This window comes from Streptomyces sp. NPDC057302 (assembly GCF_042667685.1).
In the GTDB taxonomy this organism is placed as follows: domain Bacteria; phylum Actinomycetota; class Actinomycetes; order Streptomycetales; family Streptomycetaceae; genus Streptomyces.
Genome location: NZ_JBHUZJ010000027.1, coordinates 1 through 22,397, shown reverse-complemented (window position 1 = coordinate 22,397; position 22,397 = coordinate 1). Strand labels below are relative to the sequence as shown.

The following is a 22,397-nucleotide window of genomic DNA, read 5'->3' as shown; positions in this document are numbered from 1 at the left end:
CGGGCGGAGGGCTACTCCGAAGTCACTGTGGCGGGGATCTCCTGTGCGGCGCCGCACGCGAGCGGCCGCACCGCCACGACGTCCATGCGTGCCGGGGCCGCCAGCGCCGCGCCGCAGCTCTCCGGCCGTGGCGGCAGGGAGGCTCCCTGCGCGACGGTCACGCGCCAGTGCCGTCCGTCGGTGTGGGCGACCGTCACGTCCCAGCGCGGGGCCGTGCCGCCCGTGTGGACGACGCTCAGGGCGCCTGCGGCGTCCTCGCCGCTCGCGGCGCGCACCGCGAGCTCGGCGGCCTGTCCCGGGCGCTCCCAGGCGGAACTGCCCCGGCAGCCTTCGGTGACCACGCGGCCCGTACGCACCCCTTCGAGGATCTCCTTGACGGCAGCCTGGCCGGAGCGGCCGTACGCATAGCCGTAGGGCAGGACCAGCAGGGTGGGGGAGAAGCGGTGACCACCCAGATGAGTGACTTCCCAGGCACCCTGTTCACCGGATGCGGAGAGCGACGCGGCGAGTGGTCTGCCCAGGAGGGCGCAGCAGCGGTCACGCTTGCCGTTCGTGCAGACCAGGGCGAGCGGGTCGCCCGTGTGCGGGGCGCCGAATCCGCCGTGGTCGCCCGCGCCGAGGGCCGTGAAGTCCAGGTCGAGCAACTCCTGCGGCCTGTCCGTGACGTGGCTGCGCAGCCACGTGTTGCCGGGCACGGTGTGGGCCACGTAGACGCGGCGGTGCGCCGGGGGACGGCTGTCCGCGTGGCGTCCGGGGCGGCGGATGAGCGCGATGCGTACGCCTGTCCCCTCGACGGCGGCTTCCAGGGCGCGGCCGACGTCCGGATCCAGGTGGCTCGAAGTGAGCGCTTTGGCGCCCCAGGGGCCCGGCTGCTCCAGCAGAATCCAGGTTCTGGCTGTGGCCGCGGTCCCCGCGAGAGGCTCGTCCAGATCCCGCGAAGCGGTGGCGCACTTACTCACGGAGGTGAGCCTAACCCGCGCCGGGTCTGCGGTGATTCATCCGCCGCCGGAGGCCGGCAGGGGCGCGGGCATCGGCTGGGGCGGACGCAAGCCGACGTACTGACCGCTGGGGCGCATGCGCAGAGGCCGTTCCCCGTACTCCTCCAGGGCGTGGGCGATCCAGCCGACCGTGCGCGCCACGGCGAAGATCGTCTCGCCCGCCTCGGCGGGCATCCCGGACGAGGCGGTCAGAACGGCGAGGGCCAGGTCGACATTGGCGTGCAGGTCCGTGTGGCGAGCCGTCGTGGCCACCACGTCGCGGGCCGCTGCCAGGGCGGGGCCCGCCTTGGGGATGACCTCCAGGAGGGCGAACAGGGCCTCCGCGCGCGGGTCGTCGCCGGGGTACAGCCGATGGCCGAGGCCGGGGACGCGGCGGCCCGCGCGGAGTTCGTCGGCCACTACGGGGGCCGCACTGCCCCGGTCGAGGACGTCCAGGAGCATGCGGTGCGCGAGGCCGCTCGCCGCGCCGTGCAGGGGGCCCTCCAGGACGCCCAGGCCTGCCGACACCGCCGCGTACGGGTGGGCGCGGGCGGAGGCGGCGACGCGGACGGCGAGCGTCGACGCGGCGAGGTCGTGGTCGACGAGCAGGGCGAGCGCGGTGTCCAGGGCGTGCAGGGAGGCGTCGTGCGGCTGCCGGCCGGTCAGCCGTGCCCAGAGCTGGTGGGCCAGGGGGCCACTGTCCCGGTGGGTGCGGCTGACCGGTGGCAGCGCTGTGACGAGCGTGGGGATGAGGGTGCGCGCGGTGCCGATGACGGCTTCTTCGGAGAGGTCGAAGCGGAGGGGGTCGGCTGCCGCGGCCGAGATGGCGGCCACGCGCAGGCGGTCGGTCGGCCCGCTGTGCTCGGGCAGCGCGCTGACGGCGCGGCGTGCGGCGTCAGCGCTCTCCTTGGGGGCGGTGAAGCGGATTCCGGGGTGCATGACACCGGTCCACAGCCACTCGGCGACCTCTTCGTAGGAGTGCGCCAGGGCCAGGTCCTTCGCGTCGACGCCGCGGTAGTAGTAGCGGTCCTTGTCGATGAGCGTGATGCGGGTGCGGACGGAGAGCTCGCCGCTCGCGGAGGTGGCCGCGGGTTCCCTGCGGTTCCTGCGGGCGAGCGACTCGACCTCCTTGGCGTCGAAGGTGCTGCCCCGGGAGCCGGGGCCGCGGCGGCTGCTGAGCTGGCCGCGGCTCACGTAGGCGTACACGGTCTCCGGCTTCACGCCGAGCAGTTCGGCGGCTTGCTTGGTGCTCAGTCGCCGGTCTTGCGCGGCCCCTTGATCCGTCATGGGCGTCACCGTATCCGCATCTTCATATTGATTCAATCAATATTGACAGAGATTGAGTCAAGCATGGACAGTCACATCAAGTCCAGGGAGGAAGTCGAGGAACAACATGCCGACCAATGGCTCCACCAGCACCCCCACTGCCCCCGTCGCACCTGTGGAGGTCCCCCGGGGACTCGCGGGCGTCGTCGTGACCGAGACCCGGCTCGGAGACGTCAGGGGATACGAGGGCTTCTACCACTACCGCCAGTACTCGGCCGTCGAGCTCGCGCAGACCCGCAGCTTCGAGGACGTCTGGCACCTGATGTTCCATGGCGCGCTGCCGGACGCGGGGCAGCGGGCCGACTTCGCCGCGCGGACCGCGGCCCTGCGCCGGCTCCCTGAGGAGGTGCGGGCGGCGCTGCCCGCCATAGCCCGCGCCAGCGCCCTGTCGGGGCCGCTCTCCGGGCTGCGTACGGCGCTGTCGCTCTTCGGCGCGGCCAAGGGATTCCGTCCGGTGTACGACATCGACGGCGACCAGCGGCGTGCGGACGCGCTCGCGGCGTCCGCCGTGGTGCCGACGCTGCTCACGGCGCTCTACCGCCTCGGGCAGGGGCTCGACCCGGTCGAGCCGCGCGACGACCTCTCGTACGCGGCCAACTACCTCTACATGCTGACGGGTTCCGAACCGGAGCCCGATCGTGCGCGGGCCATCGAGCAGTACTTGATCTCCACCATTGATCACGGTTTCAACGCGTCAACGTTCACGGCCAGGGTGATCACGTCGACCGGGGCGGATGTCGCGGCCTGTCTGGTGGGTGCGGTGGGCGCGTTGTCGGGGCCGCTGCACGGTGGGGCGCCGAGCCGCGCGCTCGACACGCTCGACGCGATCGGTACGCCGGACCGCATCGACGGCTGGATCCGCGAGCGGGTGCTCGCGGGGGACCGCATCATGGGATTCGGCCACCCCGTCTACCGCACGGAGGACCCGCGTTCGCGGATGCTGCGGGGCATCGCGCGGCAATTCGGCGGCCAGATGGTGGAGTTCGCGGTGGAGGTCGAACGCCAGGTCGAGGCGATCCTGGCCGAACTGAAGCCGGGGCGAGAGCTGCACACCAACGTGGAGTTCTACGCGGGCGTCGTCATGGAGCTGTGCGGACTGCCGCGCGAGATGTTCACGCCTACGTTCGCGGCGGCGCGGGTGGTGGGCTGGGGGGCCAACGTCTTTGAGCAGGCGGAGGACTCGAAGATTATTCGGCCTGCGGCGCGGTATGTGGGGCCGACTGTGCCCCAGGCGGTACCGGCGTTCAGCTGAGGGCGCGACCGGGGGCATGCCCAGCCGGTCTGTTCCGTTTGTCGGCGCCCCCGCTCACGACGCGGCCGGGGGCGCCCCTGCCTGGTGGGCTGCCAGAGCCTGATCGAAGACCCGGAAGAGGCGCCCTTCCGCACTCTCGGCCGGCACCTCGCTCTTGGCTGCTCGAGAGGCATTCCAGTAGCGGAGGAAAGCGGGACTCCGGAGGAGATTGTGGGCGTAGGCGATCAAGTCTTCCTCGGAGTAGCTGCCCCAACTGAATGCCAGTACGAAATGGTTGAAGACGAGATTGGCGAAAAGATTCTGGCGGACCTCGACGTCGGACATGCCTTCGTAGTCGTTCCACACCTCGGCCAGTGAGGGGTCATCCATCGCCATCTGCGTCAGTTGCATGTGCAGAGCCCGCATGTCTGCCTCCGCACTCCGGCGCAGTTCGGTGCGCGAGGCGATCATCTCTTCGCGCTGCATCGCGAGCTCTCTGCGCTGCAACTTCAACTCGTGCTGCTGGAACAGCAGCGTGACGATGAGCAGCAGGAGCGCGATCCCGGAGAAGACGGCGCTCACGCCGCCGAAGTAGTCCCCGAGGGCGCTGCGTTCCTCCGCGGCCTTCCGGCTTCCGCTGGCCGCTTCGGCCCCGCGTGCGAGCCAGCCACTGATGACGACGGAAGCTGTGCCCACCAGTGCGACGCCCGCGATGGCGGCGGTCAGCCACGCGCAGACCGAGAGTGCTGAGCGCCAAGTACCTCGGCGTGCCATGTTTCCTCCCCTGAAGACCGCGGGATTCTTCCCGCGGTCTTCAGGGGAGGGAAACCGGACGGTGGCGGACGGGACAGGATCTGCCCGACCGCCGACTACCGCTATACGTCAGGGATGTCACCCTTGGCGCGGACAAGCGTCTCGCGGCTCACGATCACGATGCGTTCGTAGTCCGCTCGCGAGGCGTCGGGCGGGAGTTCTTTCTCGAGCGTCGCTGTGGCCTCTGTCCCGATGACGGCGAAGTTTCCATCGCTCAGTTCGAAGACATCCGGGCATGACTGTCCTGAGGCGCTTCCCCGCTGCTGGGGAGAGGCACCGATGCGGCGCACGATCTTCAACGGTTTTCCAGTCTTAGGAGCGGTGGCGGGGCGTGTGGGGGCAGCGTTGTCTGAGGTGTTGCAGAAGGTTTGGGGTGCAGCGTCTGGGGTACAACGCGACGCGCGCGCCTACCCTAGGGACTGTCAATGCCTGAGACAAGCTGGGGCAACCCCGCGCGTCAGCTCGGCCATAGAGTCAACTTGCCTTATTCGCAAGGTGGTTCGCCCACCACCCACCAGTCGTCGGTGTCCGCTTCCTCCAGATCCCGTATGAGCTTGTCGACCATTCGGCCCATGCGGGCCTCGTCGGAAGCGTCAAGCAGGCTGGCTCGGTGCGGTCGTGTGGCCTCCCAGTAGCTGCGGAAGACGGGGTTCTGGCAGATGAGGCGCAGGTGCCCGTGCACCTCTTCCCAGGTGAAGTTGCCGACGCGCCAGAACAGCAGTGCGTTGGTGTACACGGCGTTGGCGAAGAGGTACTGCCGGAGTGTCCGGGGGGCGAGTGCCACGTCGAAGGTATCCAGGACGGCCGCCAGGTCAGGGTCGTCCATCGCCTTGCTGAGCATGTCGAACTGCAGCCGCTGTTGCGCGATCAAGGTGGTGTTCTGCTGGTGCACCGACGGTTCCGTGCACCCGACGCGCAGCCGCAGCGCCCCGTGCTTGCGTTGCTGAGCGGTCAGGACCGTCAGAGCCCCGACGGCGAAAGCAAGGCCCGCGACGGCTGCGGACCCCAACCCCCGTATCGCAAATTTCTGTGTGGCCATGTCAACCCCCGAATCGGCGACCGTCCGCCGGTCGTCGGATGCGGGTCGACAGAGAGAAGACCGGCGAGCGATGGGCGGCGCGCTTGCCGCCTTCCAGGATGCCGAGCGGCTCTGATCGGCAGGGAGGCGGAGAGGAGGCGCACGGAAGCAGCGGTGGTCGCATGTCCAGGCGCCGTGCCCAGTGTCTGCCCCGCCCGTGCCGCTAACAATCGTTCACTTCACGGCGCTTCTACGCGCTCGTATGCTGGGGCAACATCCATTCGTCGTACGAGAGCCGGACACGCGCCGGTGCACGCGTCAGTGTGAAAGGGGTCGCACGTTGACTCGGTCGAGTGTGGGGCAGATCCCCGTCATCGTCCTCACCGGCTTCCTCGGCTCGGGCAAGACGACCCTGCTCAATCATCTGCTCCACCGCAGCGGCGGCAGCCGGATCGGTGCGATCGTCAATGACTTCGGGTCCATCGAGATCGATGCCATGTCCGTCGCCGGGCAGCTCGGGGACTCCACCGTCTCGCTCGGCAACGGGTGTCTTTGCTGCGCCGTGGATGCCGGTGAGCTCGACGAGTATCTGGAGCGGCTCGCGCGGCCCTCCGCCGGGATCGACGTCATCGTCGTCGAGGCCAGTGGGCTTGCTGAGCCGCAGGAGCTCGTGAAGATGGTGCTGGCCAGCGAGAATCCGCACATCGTGTACGGAGGGCTCGTCGAGGTCGTCGATGCTGCCGAGTTCGACGCGACCCGGCAGCGGCATCCCGAGGTCGATCGGCACCTCGGGATCGCCGATCTCGTCGTCGTCAACAAGGTCGACCGGGTCGAAGAAGGCGAGCGGGAGCGGATCCTCGGCGCAGTCCGCGGCTTCGCCGATCGCGCGGCCGTCGTCCCCGCCTCCTACGGGCGGGTCGACGTGGAGCTGCTCCTGGACCGCAAGCCCGTGGGGGAGCGGGTCGGGCAGCTCTCCTTCGACGACCTGCATCAGCATGACGACCCGCATCAGCATGAGGAAGACGGACAGGACGGGCGCCATGCCCACCTGCACTCCGCCTACGAAAGCCTCTCCTTCTCCTCCGAAGTGCCTATGAGCCCCCGCCCCTTCATGGCCTTCCTCGACAGTCGGCCCGAAGGGCTCTATCGCATCAAGGGGTACGTCGATTTCGGCGCCGCCGATCCGCGCAACAAGTACGCCGTGCACGCCGTGGGGCGGTTTCTGCGCTTCTACCCCGAGCCGTGGGCCCCGGGCGAGTCCCGGCTCACCCAGCTCGTGCTCATCGGGTCGGCCGTCGACGTACCCGCGCTGGAGAAGGAGCTGGAGGCGTCACGCGCGTACGCCCCACACGCCGGTGCCGATGAGCACAGCATGTGGGGCGTACTGCGGTACGTACAGGAGCCGCGGAGCGAGTGACTAGGCCGGGCCCGCCACCGCGGCCACCGGCTTCGCCAAGGAGACCCCGGAGCCGTCCCTGCGCGGGTCGATCTCCGGCAGCTCCGCCGGCAGGCCGCTGCGCTGGGCCGCGAGCGGCGGCGTCGGACCCGCCCACGCGAAGCTCAGGCAATCTTCTCCCTTGAGGAAGCGCTGGACGCGAACTCCGCCCGTGGCCCGGCCCTTGCGGGGGTACTGGTCGAACGGTGTCACCTTGGCCGTCGTCTGCACCGAGTCGTCGAGCGTGCCGCGCGAGCCCGCCACCGTGAAGACCACGGCGTCCACGGCGGGATCCACCGCCACGAAGGAGATGACCTTGACGCCGTCCGCGAGCTTGATGCCCGTCATGCCACCCGCGGGACGCCCCTGCGGACGCACCTGCGCGGCCTGATAGCGGAGCAGTTGGGCGTCGTCCGTGATGAAGACCAGGTCCTCCTCGCCCGTGCGCAGCTCCGCCGCGCCGACGATCCGGTCACCGTCCTTGAGGGTGATGACCTCCAGCTCTTCCTTGTTGGACGGATAGTCCGGGACCACGCGCTTGACCACGCCCTGTTCGGTGCCGAGGGCGAGGCCGGGCGAGGACTCGTCCAGGGTCATCAGGCAGATCAGGGTCTCGTCCCCCTCCAGGGACAGCAGCTCCGCGACCGGCGCGCCTCCGGAGAGGTTGGGCGCCGCGTGCGTCTCCGGAAGCTGCGGCAGGTCCACCACGGAGAGGCGCAACAGCCGTCCGTCGGACGTCACCGCGCCCACCTCGCCCCGCGCGGTCGCGGGGACGGCGGAGATGATCACGTCGTGCTTGACGCGCTTCGTGTCGCTCTCGGCGAACGGCTCGCCGTTGGCCGTACGGGCAAGGAGGCCGGTCGAGGAGAGCAGCACGCGGCACGGGTCGTCCGCCACCTGCAGCGACACCGTGGCCGCCGGGGAGCTCGCCGACTCCAGCAGGACCGTACGCCGGTCCGTGCCGAACTTCTTGGCCACGGCGGCCAGTTCGGTGGAGACCAGCTTGCGCAGCTCCGCGTCCGACTCCAGGATCCGGGTCAGCTCGTCGATCTCGGCCTTGAGCTTGTCGCGCTCGGACTCCAGCTCGATGCGGTCGAACTTGGTGAGGCGGCGCAGCGGCGTGTCGAGGATGTACTGCGTCTGGATCTCGCTCAGCGAGAAGCGCTCCATCAGGCGGTCCTTGGCCTGCGCGGAGTTGTCGCTGGAGCGGATGAGGCGGATGACCTCGTCGATGTCCAGAAGGGCGACAAGGAGCCCCTCGACCAGATGCAGCCTGGCCTGCTTCTTGCCGCGGCGGAACTCGCTGCGGCGGCGCACCACGGTGAAGCGGTGGTCGAGATAGACCTCGAGGAGCTCCTTGAGGCCGAGCGTGAGGGGCTGGCCGTCCACCAGAGCCACGTTGTTGATGCCGAAGGACTCCTCCATCGGCGTCAGCTTGTAGAGCTGCTCCAGGACGGCCTCCGGGACGAAGCCGTTCTTGATCTCGATGACCAGGCGCAGGCCGTGCGAGCGGTCCGTGAGGTCCTTGACGTCGGCGATGCCCTGGAGCTTCTTCGAGCCGACCAGGTCCTTGATCTTCGAGATGACCTTCTCGGGTCCTACGGAGAAGGGCAGTTCGGTGACGACCAGGCCCTTGCGGCGCGTCGTCACGTTCTCGACGGCCACCGTCGCGCGGATCTTGAAGGTGCCGCGTCCTGATTCGTACGCGTCCTTGACCCCGGTCAGGCCGACGATGCGGCCACCCGTGGGAAGGTCCGGGCCCGGCACGAAACGCATCAGCGTCTCGAGGTCGGCCCCGGGGTGCTTGATCAGGTGGCGGGCGGCGGCGATGACCTCGCCGAGGTTGTGCGGCGGCATGTTCGTCGCCATGCCGACCGCGATGCCCGAAGCGCCGTTGACCAGGAGGTTCGGATAGGCCGCGGGCAGGGTGACCGGCTCCTGCTCCTGGCCGTCGTAGTTCGACTCGAAATCGACCGTGTTCTCTTCGATCGACTCCGTCATGAGGGACGTCGCGTCGGCCATCTTGCACTCGGTGTACCGCATGGCGGCCGGCGGGTCGTCGTTGCCGAGCGAGCCGAAGTTGCCGTGGCCGTCCACCAGCGGAAGCCGCATGGAGAAGGGCTGGGCCATGCGCACCAGGGCGTCGTAGATCGACGCGTCGCCGTGCGGGTGCAACTTACCCATGACCTCGCCGACGACGCGGGCGCACTTCACGTAGCCGCGGTCGGGGCGCAGGCCCATCTCGTTCATCTGGTAGACGATGCGGCGGTGCACGGGCTTCATGCCGTCGCGGGCGTCCGGCAGGGCGCGCGAGTAGATGACCGAATACGCGTACTCGAGGAAGGAGCCCTGCATCTCGTCGACGACGTCGATGTCGAGGATCTTCTCCTCGAACGCATCGTCGGGCGGCGGGGTCTTCGTGCTGCGGCGGGCCATCGCTGCTGCGGCTCCTTCACGGTGTCTGCCAGGGCATCAACAAGATCTGACGCCGACCATCAACGGGATCTGACGCCGACCATTGTGGACTGTCCCACTGACAACGCCGACCACGACCCGGACTTCGGCCGCGACTACGCCGAGCGCGGAGCGGGAACTTCACCGGTTGTCAGCACGCTTGCATACAGTGGCACGACTGGCAGAAATTCCAGCTTTTCGCGATCGAAGGGACGTACATGCCCATGGGTCACACGGCCACAGCCGAGGCCGGTTCCGGCGGCCTGACAGCAACCGAGCACCGGCTGGCCAACGGCCTGCGCGTGGTGCTCTCCGAGGACCACCTGACCCCGGTCGCCGCGGTCTGCCTCTGGTACGACGTAGGTTCGCGCCACGAGGTCAAGGGCCGTACGGGCCTCGCGCACCTCTTCGAGCACCTCATGTTCCAGGGCTCGAAGCAGGTGCACGGCAACGGCCACTTCGAGCTGGTGCAGGGTGCGGGCGGTTCGCTGAACGGCACCACCAGCTTCGAGCGCACCAACTATTTCGAGACGATGCCCACACACCAGCTCGAGCTGGCCCTGTGGCTGGAAGCCGACCGGATGGGCTCGCTGCTCTCCGCGCTCGACGAAGAATCCATGGAGAACCAGCGGGACGTCGTCAAGAACGAGCGCCGCCAGCGCTACGACAACGTTCCGTACGGCACGGCGTTCGAGAAGCTGACCGCCCTCTCGTACCCCGAGGGCCACCCCTACCACCACACCCCGATCGGCTCCATGGCCGACCTGGACGCGGCGACGCTGGAGGACGCGCGGAACTTCTTCCGTACGTACTACGCGCCCAACAACGCCGTCCTGTCGGTCGTCGGCGACATCGACCCGCAGGAGACCCTCGCCTGGGTCGAGAAGTACTTCGGGTCCATCCCCTCGCACGACGGCAAGCAGCCGCCGCGCGACGGCTCGCTGCCCGACACGATCGGCAAGGAGCTGCGCGAGGTCGTCGAGGAAGAGGTTCCGGCCCGCGCCCTGATGGCCGCCTACCGGCTCCCGGAAGACGGCACACGCGCGTGCGACGCGGCCGACCTGGCGCTCACGGTCCTCGGCAGCGGCGAGTCCTCACGGCTCTACAACCGCCTCGTGCGCCGCGACCGCACCGCCGTGGCGGCCGGCTTCGGCCTGCTGCGCCTGGCCGGAGCCCCCTCGCTCGGCTGGCTCGACGTGAAGACGTCCGGTGACGTGGAGGTCCCCGTCATCGAGGCCGCCGTCGACGAGGAGCTCGCCCGCTTCGCGGAAGAGGGCCCCACCGACGAAGAGATGGAGCGCGCCCAGGCCCAGCTGGAGCGCGAGTGGCTCGACCGGCTCTCCACGGTGTCAGGACGCGCGGACGAACTGTGCCGGTACGCCGTCCTGTTCGGCGACCCGCAGCTCGCCCTCACCGCCGTGGGGCGCGTCCTCGACGTCACCGCGGAAGAGGTCAAGGCGGCCGCAGCGGCCCGTCTGCGGCCCGACAACCGCGCGGTGCTCGTGTACGAGCCCACCGAGCCCACCGCGGCCCCCGAAGCCGCCGACGAGGACGAAGAGGAGGCGGCGAAGTGACCGAGGCCGCGACGATGCAGTTCCACCCCCAGCCCCAGGCGGGCACCGCACGGCCGTGGGCCTTCCCCGCGCCCGAGCGCGCCACCCTGGACAACGGCCTCACCGTGCTGCGCTGCCACCGCCCCGGCCAGCAGGTCGTCGCCGTGGAGATCCACCTCGAGGCGCCGCTCGACGCCGAGCCCGCGGGCCTCGACGGCGTCGCCACGATCATGGCGAGGGCCTTCAACGAAGGCACCGACAAGCACTCCGCCGAGGACTTCGCCGCCGAACTCGACCGCTGCGGCGCCAGCATGGACGCGCACGCCGACCACCCCGGTGTCCGCGTCTCCCTCGAAGTCCCGGTCTCCCGCCTCCCCAAGGCGCTGGGCCTGCTCTCCGACGCCCTGCGCGCCCCCGCCTTCGCGGACAGCGAGATCGAACGCCTCGTACGCAACCGCCTGGACGAGATCCCGCACGAGGCCGCCAACCCGGGCCGCCGCGCCGCCAAGGAGCTCTCCCGGCAGCTGTTCCCCGCCACCGCGCGGATGTCGCGTCCCCGCCAGGGCACCGAGGAGACGGTCACGGCCATCGACTCGGCGGCGGTGCGCACCTTCTACGAGAAGCACGTGCGGCCCGCCACGGCGACCGCCGTCGTCGTCGGCGACCTGACCGGCGTCGACCTGGACGGCGTGCTCGCCGACACCATCGGCTCCTGGACGGGCGGCACGGCCCAGCCGCGCCCGGTGCCCCCGGTGACCGCCGACGACACCGGGCGTGTCGTCATCGTGGACCGCCCCGGCGCCGTCCAGACGCAGCTGCTCATCGGCCGCGTGGGCCCTGACCGGCACGACCGCGTCTGGCCCGCCCAGGTGCTCGGCACGTACTGCCTGGGCGGCACCCTCACCTCGCGCCTGGACCGCGTCCTGCGCGAGGAGAAGGGTTACACCTACGGCGTGCGGTCGTTCGCCCAGGTCCTGCGTTCGACTCCGGACGGCACGGGCGCCGCGATGCTGGCCATCAGCGGCTCCGTGGACACGGAGTCCACGGGTCCGGCCCTCGACGACCTGTGGAAGGTCCTGCGCACCCTCGCCGCCGACGGCCTCACGGACGCCGAGCGCGATGTCGCCGTGCAGAACCTGGTGGGCGTCGCCCCGCTCAAGTACGAGATGGCGGCGTCCGTCGCGGCCACCCTCGCCGACCAGGTCGAGCAGCACCTGCCGGACGACTTCCAGGCCCAGCTGTACCGCCAGTTGGCCGCCACCGGCACCGTGGAGGCCACCGCGGCCGTGGTGAGCGCCTTCCCCGTGGACCGCCTGGTGACGGTGCTCGTCGGTGACGCGGCGCAGATCGAGGAGCCCGTCAGGGCGCTCGGCATCGGTGAAGTGAGTGTGGTCACGGGCTGAGTGACAGTCAGGACATATGGGGACCCCAGTGGCTGGAATCGGCTCCTGGGGTCCTCATATGTCCGAATTGATATGGAGGTTACGTGTCTGCCCTGTGGCGTGCGCTACAAAAGTTCTGATCCGTTTGTCGATTGAAAGATGACCCGCTTAGCGTTCGGTCCGACTGTTCGTCATGCAGTACGCCGCACCCGCGGCACCGGGCAGTCATCGCCGAGTCCCCGTACGGCGCGAGCCAGGGGAGCCGGGGACCCACATGTCCCCCTGGGGTGAATCGGGAACCTTGCCGTGAGGTGAGGGACTCGTAGGAGACCTTCCTGCTCCGAACCCGTCAGCTAACCCGGTAGGCGAGAAGGAAGGAAAGGATCAGCCGCTTCATGGCGTTCACCCGTGCCACCGGGAAGCACCGTCGCCCCAGCCGCCTCACGCGTACGACCGCGAACGTGGCGGGCGTCGCCGCCCTCACCACCACCGGTGTCATCGGAGGCCTGGCCGCTCCGGCCCTCGCCGCCGACGACGCGGCCCTTGAGCACACCGGCCTCACCCAGGCGATTTCCGTGGGCGACTCGCTCGCCCAGAGCATCGACGCGCAGGCCGCCGCCCAGCAGCAGGCCGCCGACGACGCCGCAGCCGCCAAGAAGGCCGAAGAGGCCGCCAAGAAGAAGGCCGAAGAGGCCAAGCGCAAGGCTGAGGCCGAGGCGAAGGCCAAGGCCAAGAAGGAGCGCGAGGCCAAGGAGCGTGCCGCTCGCGAGGCCGAGCGCAAGCGCCTGAACACCTACGTCGCCCCGATCTCCGGTTCGTCCATCTCCACGGGCTACCAGACCGGCGGTGGCATGTGGTCCTCCGGCAGCCACACCGGCGTCGACTTCCACGCGGCGTCCGGCACCTCGGTCCACGCGGTCGGCTCCGGCACCGTCGTCGAGGCCGGCTGGGGCGGCGCCTACGGCAACAACGTGGTCATCAAGATGAACGACGGCACGTACACCCAGTATGGCCACATGTCGTCCCTCGGTGTCACCGTCGGCCAGGCGGTCACTCCGGGCCAGCAGATAGGCCTCTCCGGGTCCACCGGCAACTCCAGCGGTCCGCACCTCCACTTCGAGGCCCGCACCGGCGAGGAGTACGGCTCGGACATCGACCCCGTCTCGTACCTCCGCTCGCACGGCGTCAACGTCTGATCCCAGGAGTTTCGCGCGACGCGCGTCTGATCCGCACCGAAAGCCCCGGCTCGTCGAGAGCCGGGGCTTTCGTGGTTCCGTATCGCCCCGCATCGCCTTTGGCCAAAAGTATCCATGAATTCTGGCCACCCGTCGGAAATTCAGCCGCTCTGCAATAGAGTCGCTGGAGAATCACTGAACGGGCGTCGATCGACCGCGTCTCGCGGGGATTAAGGCGGAGGTCAGGTCATGCGCATTCCCGCGCACTCGGTGTGCACGGCCATCCGGGACGACATCGTCTCCGGTGTCTACGAACGGGGCGGCCGGCTCACCGAGGAACTCCTCGCGCGCCGCTACGGAGTCTCCCGCGTCCCCGTGCGCGAGGCCCTGCGCACCCTGGAGGCCGAGGGCTTCGTCGTGACGCGGCGGCACGCGGGCGCGTGCGTCGCGGAGCCGACCGAACAGGAGGCGGCCGACCTCCTGGAGATCCGCATGCTCCTGGAGCCGCTGGGCGCCGCCCGCGCCGCACAGCGCCGCACGGAGGCGCACCTGAAGGTCCTGCGCGGCCTCGTCCGGCTGGGCCAGGAGCGCTCGCGGCGCGGCCAGAGCGATGACCTGCGCTCCCTGGGCGGCTGGTTCCACGAGACGCTCGCTCAGTCGTCCGGCAGTCCGGGCCTGACCGCGCTGCTCACCCAGCTCCGGCACAAGATCGCCTGGATGTACGTCGTCGAGACCTCGGCCGCTCCCGCGGAGTCCTGGGCGGAGCACGCCGCGATCGTCGACGCGGTCGCCCGCGGCGACGCGGAACGGGCCAGGTCGCTCACCGCGGCGCACACGGAGCGGGCGACGGCCGCGCACCGGCCGCGCTTTCCTCCGCACGGTGAGCGCCGCGACAGGGACCGCGACCGCGATCGTGTGAGGAATTCGCAACATGCCGTAAACACGGTGGGCCTCCGTCATTAACAGAGGCGCCGTATACAAAGAAGTGTTATTCGGCGGGGATTATTCGTGCTGCCCGAATTCAAGGAAAGTCGCCCGGTATTCGACGCGTGGAACCGGGAACGCCGAAGGGCCCGCCCCGATTTCGGGCAGGCCCTTCGGCGTATGAGTACCGGTCTTTACCGGTACCAGTCTCTACTAGACGGTCTCGGGGAGTTCCTCAAGACCGTCCGCGACCAGCTTCGCCAGACGGTCGAGAGCGGCGTCCGCACCCTCGGCGTCGGAGGCGAGCACGATCTCCTCGCCGCCCTGCGCGCCCAGACCGAGCACGGCGAGCATGGAGCCGGCGTTCACGGGGTTGCCGTCAGCCTTGGCGATCGTCACGGGGACGCCGGCGGCGGTGGCCGCGCGGACGAAGATGGAGGCGGGTCGGGCGTGGAGGCCCTCGGCCCAGCCGACGTTGACGCGGCGCTCAGCCATGTGTTGCTGCCCTTCCAGGTGTCTCACACTTGTCTAGACCAGTGTCTCATGCCGTCACGGGTGCTCTTCCGGCGACTCCTAGCCTGCCCCGGCGAAGGCGCCGCCGCGACCCGTACTCTGGCCCCATGCAGACCCCGTCCGACAGGCACGCATACCCCTCCCACTGGGAAGCCGATGTCGTCCTGCGTGACGGAGGCACCGCCCGGATCAGGCCGATCACGGTCGAGGACGCGGACCGCCTGGTCAGCTTCTACGAGCAGGTCTCGGACGAGTCGAAGTACTACCGCTTCTTCGCGCCCTACCCCCGGCTGTCCGCCAAGGACGTACACCGCTTCACCCATCACGACCAGGTGGACCGGGTGGGTCTCGCGGCCACCGTGGGCGGCGAGTTCATCGCCACCGTGCGCTTCGACCGCATCGACTCCCGCGGGATGTCCGCGAGCGCGCCCGCCGACGAGGCCGAGGTCGCCTTTCTCGTGCAGGACGCCCACCAGGGCAGGGGCGTCGCCTCCACCCTCCTCGAACACATCGCCGCCGTCGCCAGGGAGCGCGGCATCCGCCGCTTCGTCGCCGAGGTGCTGCCCGCCAACACCAAGATGATCAAGGTGTTCACGGACGCGGGCTACCAGCAGAAACGCAGCTTCGAGGACGGCGTCGTACGCCTCGAATTCGATCTGGAGCCCACCGACCGCTCGCTCGCCGTGCAGCGCGCCCGTGAGCAGCGTGCCGAGGCGCGGTCGGTGCAGCGGCTGCTCACGCCGAAGTCGGTCGCCGTGATCGGCGTCGGGCGTACGCCGGGGGGCGTGGGGCGCAGCGTCCTTCGCAACCTGCGCGAGGCGGGCTTCACGGGGCGGCTGTACGCGGTGAACAGCGCGTTCGAGGAGGGGGCCGAGGTCGACGGTGTGCCCGCCCACCGCTCCGTGCGGGACATCGACGAGACCGTCGAGCTGGCCGTCGTGACCGTGCCCGCCGAGCGGGTGCCGCAGGCCGTCGCCGAGTGCGGCGAGCGCGGGGTGCCGGGGCTCGTCGTGATCTCCGCCGGGTACGCGGAGAGCGGGCCCGAAGGGCGGGAGCGGCAGCGCGAACTGGTGCGTCAGGCGCGGTCGTACGGCACGCGGATCCTCGGCCCGAACGCCTTCGGGGTCATCAACACGTCGCCGGACGTGCGGCTCAACGCCTCGCTGGCCCCGCATCCGCCCGAGCGCGGGCGGATCGGCCTCTTCACCCAGTCCGGTGCGATCGGCATCGCGCTGCTCTCCGGGCTCCACCGGCGCGGTGCGGGCCTCTCGACCTTCGTGAGCGCGGGCAACCGCGCGGATGTGTCCGGCAACGACGTGCTCCAGTACTGGTACGAGGACCCGGACACCGATGTCGCCCTGATGTACCTCGAATCCATCGGCAACCCGCGCAAGTTCACCCGGCTCGCCCGGCGGGCGGCCACGGCGAAGCCGCTGGTCGTGGTGCAGGGGGCGCGGCACAGTGGGATCGCGCCCACGGGGCACGCGGTGCAGGCCACGCGGCTTCCGCATGCCACGGTGTCGGCGCTGCTGCGCCAGGCGGGGGTCATTCGGGTCGATACGGTCACCGAGATGGTGGATGCGGGGCTGCTTCTGGCGGGGCAGCCGTTGCCCTCCGGGCCGCGGGTGGCGATCTTGGGGAACTCCGAGTCGCTCGGGCTTCTTACGTACGATGCGTGCGTTGCCGATGGGCTTCGGCCGGCGCCTCCGCGGGATCTGACCACGGGGGCCACCCCTGCGGACTTCCGCGCGGCACTTGCCGAGGCCTTGTCGGACGAGTCCTGTGACGCGGTGATCGTGACGGCGATCCCCTGGGTGGGGGAGGACGGCATCACGGCTTCCCCGGAGACCCTGGCCGGCGAGTTGCATGCCGCGGCCGCCGGGTGCCCCGCGAAGCCCGTAGCCGTGGTCCACGTAGAACTCGGCGGGCTCGCCGAAGCACTGGCCGCCGCGACCCGCACCAGGCCTGACGCCCCGGTATCAGCACCCGGCGGTGAGCGCTGTGCCCACCCTTCCCCAAGCTCTCGACTTCGCTCGAGCAGGGGAGACGCCAATCGCCCTGCGGGACGCCTGCCCGCAGCGACGGCGGCCACAGAGAGCGCGCCCACAGCAGCAGCGGAGCCCGAGGCCCAGGACCGCCCCAGCCCCGCGCAGCCGTACCGGATTCCTGCCTATCCCGCCGCCGAACGCGCCGTCCGCGCCCTCGCCGAAGCCGTGAAGTACTCCCAGTGGCGGCGCGAGGCCAGGGAGCCCGGCAAGGTGCATGAGTACGAGGACATCGACGAGAGCGGGGCCGCCCGGCGGATCGACGAGCTCCTCGTCGAGCAGGACGACCCGCGTGGCGCCACCCTCGCCCAGGGCGACGCCCGCGAACTGCTCGGGCGCTACGGCATCGACGTACGGGACGCCCTGCCCGCGCCCGACCCGGACGCGGCCGTGGCGGCGGCCCGCACGCTCGGCTACCCCGTGGCCCTCAAGACCACCGCCCCGCACCTGCGCCACCGCGCCGACCTAGGCGGTGTGCGGCTCGACCTGGCGGACGAGGAGCAACTGCGCCGCGCCTACGGCGAACTGACCGAAGCCTTCGGCAAGCCCGAAGAGCTGCGCCCCGTCGTGCAGGCGATGGCGCCCCGCGGTGTCGACACCGTCGTCCGCGCGGTCATCGACCCGGCGGCCGGAGCGGTGCTCTCCTTCGGGCTCGCGGGCGCCGCGTCCGAGCTGCTCGGGGACACCGGGCACCGGCTGATCCCGGTCACGGAGCGCGACGCGGGCTCCCTGGTCAGATCCATCCGGACCGCCCCGCTCCTCTTCGGCTGGCGCGGCTCGGCGCCCGTGGACACCCCGGCCCTGGAGGAACTGCTCCAGCGGGTCTCGCGCCTGGTGGACGATCACCCCGAGGTGGTCGGCGTGTCCCTGGAACCCGTGGTCGTGGCCCAGCGGGGCCTCTCCGTGCTCGGCGCCTCCGTGCGGCTCGCACCCCCGCCGGCCCGCAGTGACCTCGGCCCGCGGTCCCTGCCGGGGTACTGAGGCGGCCGGTGGGGCACCGTGCGGCCTCCGCCGGGTCGTAGGATGGACGGCATGGCAAAGACCGGTACGACGACCCAGGGGCTGCGCGCGGCGATCGAGCGCAGTGGCTACTACCCGGCCCTCGTGGCCGAGGCGGTGGAGGCCGCGATCGGCGGCGAGCCCATCGGGTCGTTCCTGGTCCACCAGGAGACCACGTTCGACGCGAACGAAGTGCGCCGGCACGTGACGGTCCTCGTCCTGACCGGCAATCGCTTCATCGTCAGCCACACCGACGAGCAGGCGGCGGACAGCACCTCGCCGACGCCGTACGCGACGACCTCCACGGAATCCGTGAAGATCGGCCGGATCTCGTCCGTCGTCGTCAGCCGCGTCGTCGCCAATCCCGAGAAGTACGTCCCGGGCTCGCTGCCCCGCGAGGTCGTCCTGACCATCGGCTGGGGCGCCGTGGCGCGCATCGACCTGGAGCCCGCCGCCTGCGGCGACCCCAACTGCGAGGCGGACCACGGGTACACCGGCAGCTCCACCGCCGACGACCTCAGCCTGCGCGTCAGCGAGGCGGGTGACGGCCCGGACGCCGTGCGCCAGACCCTGGCCTTCGCGCAGGCGCTGTCCGAGGCGACCGCGGACACCACCCGCTGATGTCCTTGCCCGCCTGGGACGACGTGCAGCCGCTCTCCCTCGACTCCGCGCCCCTGCCCGAGTACGGCGTGGGCTCGCTCGCCGACCTGCTGCCCACGCTCGTCTCCCACCAAGGCGTCGAGGGCTTCTCGCCCGTCATCCAGGAACTCGCCCCGGCCGACCGGAACTGCGTCTTCCTGATCGACGGCCTCGGCTGGGAGCAGCTGCGCGCCCACCCGGCCGAAGCGCCCTTCCTGACCTCGCTCCTCGGTTCGTCGCGCGGCGGTACGGGACGTCCGATCACCGCGGGCTTCCCCGCCACCACCGCGACCTCCCTCGCCTCGGTCGGCACGGGCCTGCCGCCCGCGTCGCACGGCCTGCCCGGCTACACGGTCCGCAACCCCGCCACCGGCGAGCTGATGAACCAGCTCCGCTGGAACCCGTGGACCGACCCGCGCAAGTGGCAGCCGTACCCCACCGTCTTCCAGCAGGCCCACGCTGCCGGCGTACACACCGCCCAGGTGTCGTCGCCGACCTTCGAGAGGACCCCGCTCACCAAGATCGCGCTGAGCGGCGGCAGCTTCCGGGGCAAGCTCTCCGGCGAGGAGCGCATGGACCTCGCGGCCGAGCAACTGGGCGCCGGAGACCGCTCGCTGGTCTACACGTACTACGCGGAAGTGGACGGCAAGGGCCACCGCTTCGGCGTCGACTCCGACGCCTGGCGCGGCCAGCTCATGTACGTGGACCGGCTGGTCCAGCGCCTTGCCGAGCAACTCCCGCCGCGCAGCGCCCTGTACGTCACCGCCGACCACGGCATGCTCGACATCCCCTTCGACGAGCAGTCCCGCATCGACTTCGACGAGGACTGGGAGCTGCGCGCGGGCGTCGCCCTCCTCGGCGGCGAGGGCCGTGCCCGCCATGTGTACGCGGTGCCGGGCGCCGAGAACGACGTACTGACCGTCTGGCGCGAGGTGCTCGGCGAGCAGTTCTGGGTGGCGAGCCGCGACGAGGCGATCGCGGCGGGCTGGTTCGGCCCGCCCGGCGCCGTCGACGAGCGGGTGTACGGACGCATCGGCGACGTCGTGGCGGCGGCCCACGACGACGTCGCGATCATCGCCACCGAGAAGGAGCCGAAGGAGTCGGCCCTGGTCGGCATGCACGGCTCCATGACCCCCGTCGAGCAGCTCGTGCCGCTCATCGAAGTGCGCCCCTGACCGCCGCCCCGCTGTCCCCCCGTACGTCTCGAAAGGTCTCAACTCACCATGCCCGAGCTGGTGTTCTTCTCCGGAACGATGGACTGCGGGAAGAGCACCCTGGCTCTGCAGATCGAGCACAACCGCTCGACCCGCGGCCTGAAGGGGATGATCTTCACCCGGGACGACCGCGCGGGCGAGGGCAAGCTCTCCTCGCGGCTCGGCCTCGTCACGGACGCGATCGAGGCCGCCGACGACTTCGACTTCTACGCCCATCTCGTCGACCACCTCTCGCAGGGTGGCCGCGCGGACTACGTGATCGCGGACGAGGCGCAGTTCCTCGCCCCCGGCCAGATCGACCAACTGGCGCGCGTCGTCGACGACCTGAGCCTGGACGTCTTCGCCTTCGGCATCACCACGGACTTCCGCTCCAAGCTGTTCCCGGGCTCGCAGCGGCTCGTCGAACTCGCCGACCGCGTCGAGGTGCTCCAGGTCGAGGCCCTGTGCTGGTGCGGCGCCCGTGCCACCCACAACGCCCGCACCATAGGCGGTGCGATGGTCGTCGAAGGCGCCCAGGTCGTCGTCGGTGACGTCAACCACGCGGCGGACGAGGTGGGTTACGAGGTCCTGTGCCGCCGCCACCACCGGCGCCGGATGACGGCGGCGACCGCGCACGCAGGTGCCCTGTCGCCCGACGTGCTGCCGGTCGACGAGGCCGCCCGCGTCTGAGTCAGCCCTCGGACCGCACGAGGGTGAAGACCGCGCCCTCCGGGTCGGCGACCGTGGCCACCCGCCCGTGGGTACCCGCCCGCGCGGGCTTGACGACGTGCCCGCCGAGCTCGACGACCCGCTCCACCGACTCGTCCACGTCGGCGACCTCGAAGTACGTCATCCAGTGCGCGCCCCGGTCCCGCGGCAGGGCCTGGCCCATGCCGTGCACCGAGGCCACCGGGTGGCCGTCGACCTGGAGGGTCACATAGTCGAAGTCGGCCGAGACGACCGCCTCCTCGGTGTACCCGAAGACCGCTTGGTAGAACTTGACGACGCCACCCGTCTCGTGGGTCACCAGTTCGTTCCAGGCGGGCGCTCCGGGCTCCCCGGCCAGAGCCCCGCCCAGGTGCTCCGCCGCCTGCCAGATGCCGAACACCGCGCCCGCGGGATCCACCGCGATGGCCATCCGCCCGGCCGGGCCCGCGTCCAGCGGGCCGACTCCGATCGTGCCGCAGCAGTGCCGCACGGCCTCGGCGGTCGCGTCCACGTCGTCCGACGCCAGATAGGGCGTCCAGGCGATCGGCAGATGGTGGTCGGGCGGCAGCTGGCCGATCCCGGCGACCTCGTGGCCGTCGAGCAGCGCCCGTACGTAGGGCCCGAGCTGTTCCGGGCCGGGCTGGAACTCCCAGCCGAACAACGCTCCGTAGAACTCCTGGGTCGCGGCCAGGCCGTGCGCCATCAGGCTCACCCAGGTGGGTGTGCCGGGCGTGCGGCGGACGGCCCCCAAGCCGTCACGCTGGCCCGTCGACCCCCGTGCCTCCGTCATCGTCACTCTCTCCTCGGCCCGTCATGGTGGCCGCTCGGCTCCGCTTTCGAACGCACGTACCTATTCCGCGCGTTTGCCCGCCCGTGCAGATGCTCGCACCACCTGCGGCACCGCGCGCCCCGGCCGCGCCGCTCGGCCCGGCTCCGCTCAGAGGATGCCCGGTTTGCCGTTTCTCATCCGTTAACGCGCGATTGCTCTGTGGTGTCGTTCAGCAGTACACGGCGTGCCCGATTCCGTACACCGCGTGTTCGTCGGGCGTCCGGCGGAGCAGGGTAGCCGGACCTGGACGATGCGGCCACCCCGTAGGTAAGGATGGGGCCATGAATGCCATCATCTCCGCATCCGAACTCGAGAGCGACCTGGCGGGCGAGAACCCGCCAGTGCTCCTGGACATCCGCTGGCAGCTGAGCACCGCGAAGGCGGCGGGCGCCCCCGCCTTCGACGGGCGGGCCGAGTACGAGAAGGGCCATGTCCCCGGGGCGGTCTTCGTCGACCTGGACGCCGATCTGGCGGGCTCGGCGGGTTCGGCCGGACGGCACCCCCTGCCGGATCTGGAACGCTTCGGAGCGGTGATGCGGGCGGCCGGGGTCTCGGCCGACCGGGACGTGATCGTGTACGACGGCGGGCAGGGCTGGGCCGCCGCACGCGCCTGGTGGCTGTTGCGCTGGACGGGTCATCCCTCGGTGCGGGTGCTCGACGGCGGGCTCGGTGCGTGGAGCGGCCCGCTGACGGCGGGGGACGAGCGCCCGGAGGCCGGGGGCTCGTTCGTCCCGGAGGCGAACACCACGGACCTCCTCGACGCCGACGCCGCGGCGGCCCTGGCCCGCTCCGGGCTGCTCCTGGACGCCCGCGCGGCCGAGCGCTACCGCGGTGACGTCGAGCCGATCGACCGCGTCGGCGGCCACATCCCGGGTGCGGTCTCCGCGCCGACCACGGAGAACGTCACGGCCGACGGCACCTTCAGGCCGGCCGAGGACCTCGCGGCCCGCTTCAACTCCCTGGGCGCGTCCGGCACTTCCGAGGTGGGTGTCTACTGCGGCTCCGGTGTGTCCGGTGCCCATGAGGTGCTCGCGCTCGCGGTGGCGGGGATCCCGGCGTCGCTGTACGTCGGCTCGTGGTCGGAGTGGTCGTCCGACGCGTCCCGTCCGGTGGCCAAGGGCCCGGACCCGCAGTAACGGGCGGCACATACGTGGTCGGGCCCCGCACCTGAACGGTGCGGGGC

The 22,397-nt window shown here is 70.7% G+C and carries 19 protein-coding genes and 1 riboswitch; of the genes, 11 read left to right on the top strand and 8 right to left on the bottom strand.

Translation table 11 applies throughout. The features are described 5' to 3' along the window. Positions 1 to 11 precede the first annotated feature (11 nt). Complete coding sequence (locus ACFUPX_RS20270) at positions 12 to 959, bottom strand: sucrase ferredoxin (protein WP_383324021.1); 948 nt, start codon at positions 957 to 959, stop codon at positions 12 to 14. A 36-nt stretch (positions 960 to 995) separates the two neighbouring features. Then, positions 996 to 2,264, bottom strand: a complete 1,269-nt coding sequence (locus ACFUPX_RS20265; RefSeq protein ID WP_383324018.1) for a citrate synthase family protein — start codon at positions 2,262 to 2,264, stop codon at positions 996 to 998. 106 nt (positions 2,265 to 2,370) lie between these two features. On the opposite strand from ACFUPX_RS20265, the gene ACFUPX_RS20260 reads away from it, so the two are divergent. Continuing rightward, positions 2,371 to 3,555 carry a citrate synthase gene (locus ACFUPX_RS20260; RefSeq protein WP_383324015.1) on the top strand — a complete coding sequence of 395 codons (1,185 nt, stop codon included), beginning with the start codon at positions 2,371 to 2,373 and terminating at the stop codon, positions 3,553 to 3,555. 54 nt (positions 3,556 to 3,609) lie between these two features. Here the strand turns inward: ACFUPX_RS20260 and ACFUPX_RS20255 are convergent, their stop codons facing one another. From ACFUPX_RS20255 to ACFUPX_RS20245, 3 genes are all read right to left on the bottom strand, one after another. Beyond that, positions 3,610 to 4,308, bottom strand: a complete 699-nt coding sequence (locus ACFUPX_RS20255) for a DUF6082 family protein (RefSeq protein WP_383324011.1) — start codon at positions 4,306 to 4,308, stop codon at positions 3,610 to 3,612. Between the two features lie 101 nt (positions 4,309 to 4,409). Next, a complete protein-coding gene (locus ACFUPX_RS20250) occupies positions 4,410 to 4,646 on the bottom strand; it encodes a hypothetical protein (protein WP_383324009.1) in 237 nt (78 codons plus the stop codon). A 185-nt stretch (positions 4,647 to 4,831) separates the two neighbouring features. After that, positions 4,832 to 5,356, bottom strand: a complete 525-nt coding sequence (locus tag ACFUPX_RS20245; RefSeq protein WP_383324006.1) for a DUF6082 family protein — start codon at positions 5,354 to 5,356, stop codon at positions 4,832 to 4,834. 349 nt (positions 5,357 to 5,705) lie between these two features. On the opposite strand from ACFUPX_RS20245, the gene ACFUPX_RS20240 reads away from it, so the two are divergent. After that, complete coding sequence (locus tag ACFUPX_RS20240; protein ID WP_383324003.1) at positions 5,706 to 6,782, top strand: CobW family GTP-binding protein; 1,077 nt, start codon at positions 5,706 to 5,708, stop codon at positions 6,780 to 6,782. On the opposite strand, the gene ACFUPX_RS20235 is transcribed toward ACFUPX_RS20240, so the two are convergent. Beyond that, a complete protein-coding gene (locus tag ACFUPX_RS20235; protein ID WP_383324001.1) occupies positions 6,783 to 9,236 on the bottom strand; it encodes a DNA topoisomerase (ATP-hydrolyzing) subunit A in 2,454 nt (817 codons plus the stop codon). A 236-nt stretch (positions 9,237 to 9,472) separates the two neighbouring features. Here ACFUPX_RS20235 and ACFUPX_RS20230 point away from each other — a divergent pair, with 236 nt between their 5' ends. The 4 genes from ACFUPX_RS20230 to ACFUPX_RS20215 all read left to right on the top strand — a co-directional run bounded on the left by ACFUPX_RS20230 (position 9,473) and on the right by ACFUPX_RS20215 (position 14,327). Further along, positions 9,473 to 10,828, top strand: coding sequence for a M16 family metallopeptidase (locus ACFUPX_RS20230; RefSeq protein WP_383323998.1), 1,356 nt, complete (start codon positions 9,473 to 9,475; stop codon positions 10,826 to 10,828). Continuing rightward, positions 10,825 to 12,210, top strand: a complete 1,386-nt coding sequence (locus tag ACFUPX_RS20225) for a M16 family metallopeptidase (protein WP_383323995.1) — start codon at positions 10,825 to 10,827, stop codon at positions 12,208 to 12,210. The genes ACFUPX_RS20230 and ACFUPX_RS20225 overlap by 4 nt, the downstream gene beginning before the upstream one ends. Positions 12,211 to 12,408: 198 nt before the next feature. Beyond that, a riboswitch (cyclic di-AMP (ydaO/yuaA leader) is annotated at positions 12,409 to 12,572 on the top strand. A 12-nt stretch (positions 12,573 to 12,584) separates the two neighbouring features. Then, a complete protein-coding gene (locus tag ACFUPX_RS20220) occupies positions 12,585 to 13,385 on the top strand; it encodes a M23 family metallopeptidase (RefSeq protein ID WP_383323993.1) in 801 nt (266 codons plus the stop codon). Between the two features lie 228 nt (positions 13,386 to 13,613). Further along, a complete protein-coding gene (locus ACFUPX_RS20215) occupies positions 13,614 to 14,327 on the top strand; it encodes a GntR family transcriptional regulator (RefSeq protein WP_383323990.1) in 714 nt (237 codons plus the stop codon). 174 nt (positions 14,328 to 14,501) lie between these two features. On the opposite strand, the gene ACFUPX_RS20210 is transcribed toward ACFUPX_RS20215, so the two are convergent. Beyond that, entirely contained in the window at positions 14,502 to 14,783 is a 282-nt protein-coding gene (locus tag ACFUPX_RS20210; RefSeq protein WP_249587283.1) for an HPr family phosphocarrier protein, read from the bottom strand. 125 nt (positions 14,784 to 14,908) lie between these two features. On the opposite strand from ACFUPX_RS20210, the gene ACFUPX_RS20205 reads away from it, so the two are divergent. The 4 genes from ACFUPX_RS20205 to ACFUPX_RS20190 are packed head-to-tail and all read left to right on the top strand — an operon-like array spanning position 14,909 to position 20,367. Beyond that, positions 14,909 to 17,827 carry a GNAT family N-acetyltransferase gene (locus ACFUPX_RS20205; protein ID WP_383323986.1) on the top strand — a complete coding sequence of 973 codons (2,919 nt, stop codon included), beginning with the start codon at positions 14,909 to 14,911 and terminating at the stop codon, positions 17,825 to 17,827. 42 nt (positions 17,828 to 17,869) lie between these two features. Beyond that, the gene (locus tag ACFUPX_RS20200) at positions 17,870 to 18,466 is read left to right on the top strand and encodes a DUF5998 family protein (protein ID WP_383323983.1); all 597 of its coding nucleotides are present in this window, start codon (positions 17,870 to 17,872) and stop codon (positions 18,464 to 18,466) included. After that, on the top strand, positions 18,466 to 19,659 hold the full coding sequence (locus ACFUPX_RS20195) for an alkaline phosphatase family protein (RefSeq protein ID WP_383323980.1): 1,194 nt from the start codon (positions 18,466 to 18,468) through the stop codon (positions 19,657 to 19,659). The genes ACFUPX_RS20200 and ACFUPX_RS20195 overlap by 1 nt, the downstream gene beginning before the upstream one ends. 48 nt (positions 19,660 to 19,707) lie before the next feature. Continuing rightward, the gene (locus ACFUPX_RS20190) at positions 19,708 to 20,367 is read left to right on the top strand and encodes a thymidine kinase (protein WP_383323977.1); all 660 of its coding nucleotides are present in this window, start codon (positions 19,708 to 19,710) and stop codon (positions 20,365 to 20,367) included. Position 20,368: 1 nt separating this feature from the next. On the opposite strand, the gene ACFUPX_RS20185 is transcribed toward ACFUPX_RS20190, so the two are convergent. Next, the gene (locus ACFUPX_RS20185; protein WP_383323974.1) at positions 20,369 to 21,175 is read right to left on the bottom strand and encodes a VOC family protein; all 807 of its coding nucleotides are present in this window, start codon (positions 21,173 to 21,175) and stop codon (positions 20,369 to 20,371) included. A 320-nt stretch (positions 21,176 to 21,495) separates the two neighbouring features. On the opposite strand from ACFUPX_RS20185, the gene ACFUPX_RS20180 reads away from it, so the two are divergent. Beyond that, a complete protein-coding gene (locus ACFUPX_RS20180; RefSeq protein ID WP_383323971.1) occupies positions 21,496 to 22,350 on the top strand; it encodes a sulfurtransferase in 855 nt (284 codons plus the stop codon). Positions 22,351 to 22,397 lie beyond the last annotated feature (47 nt).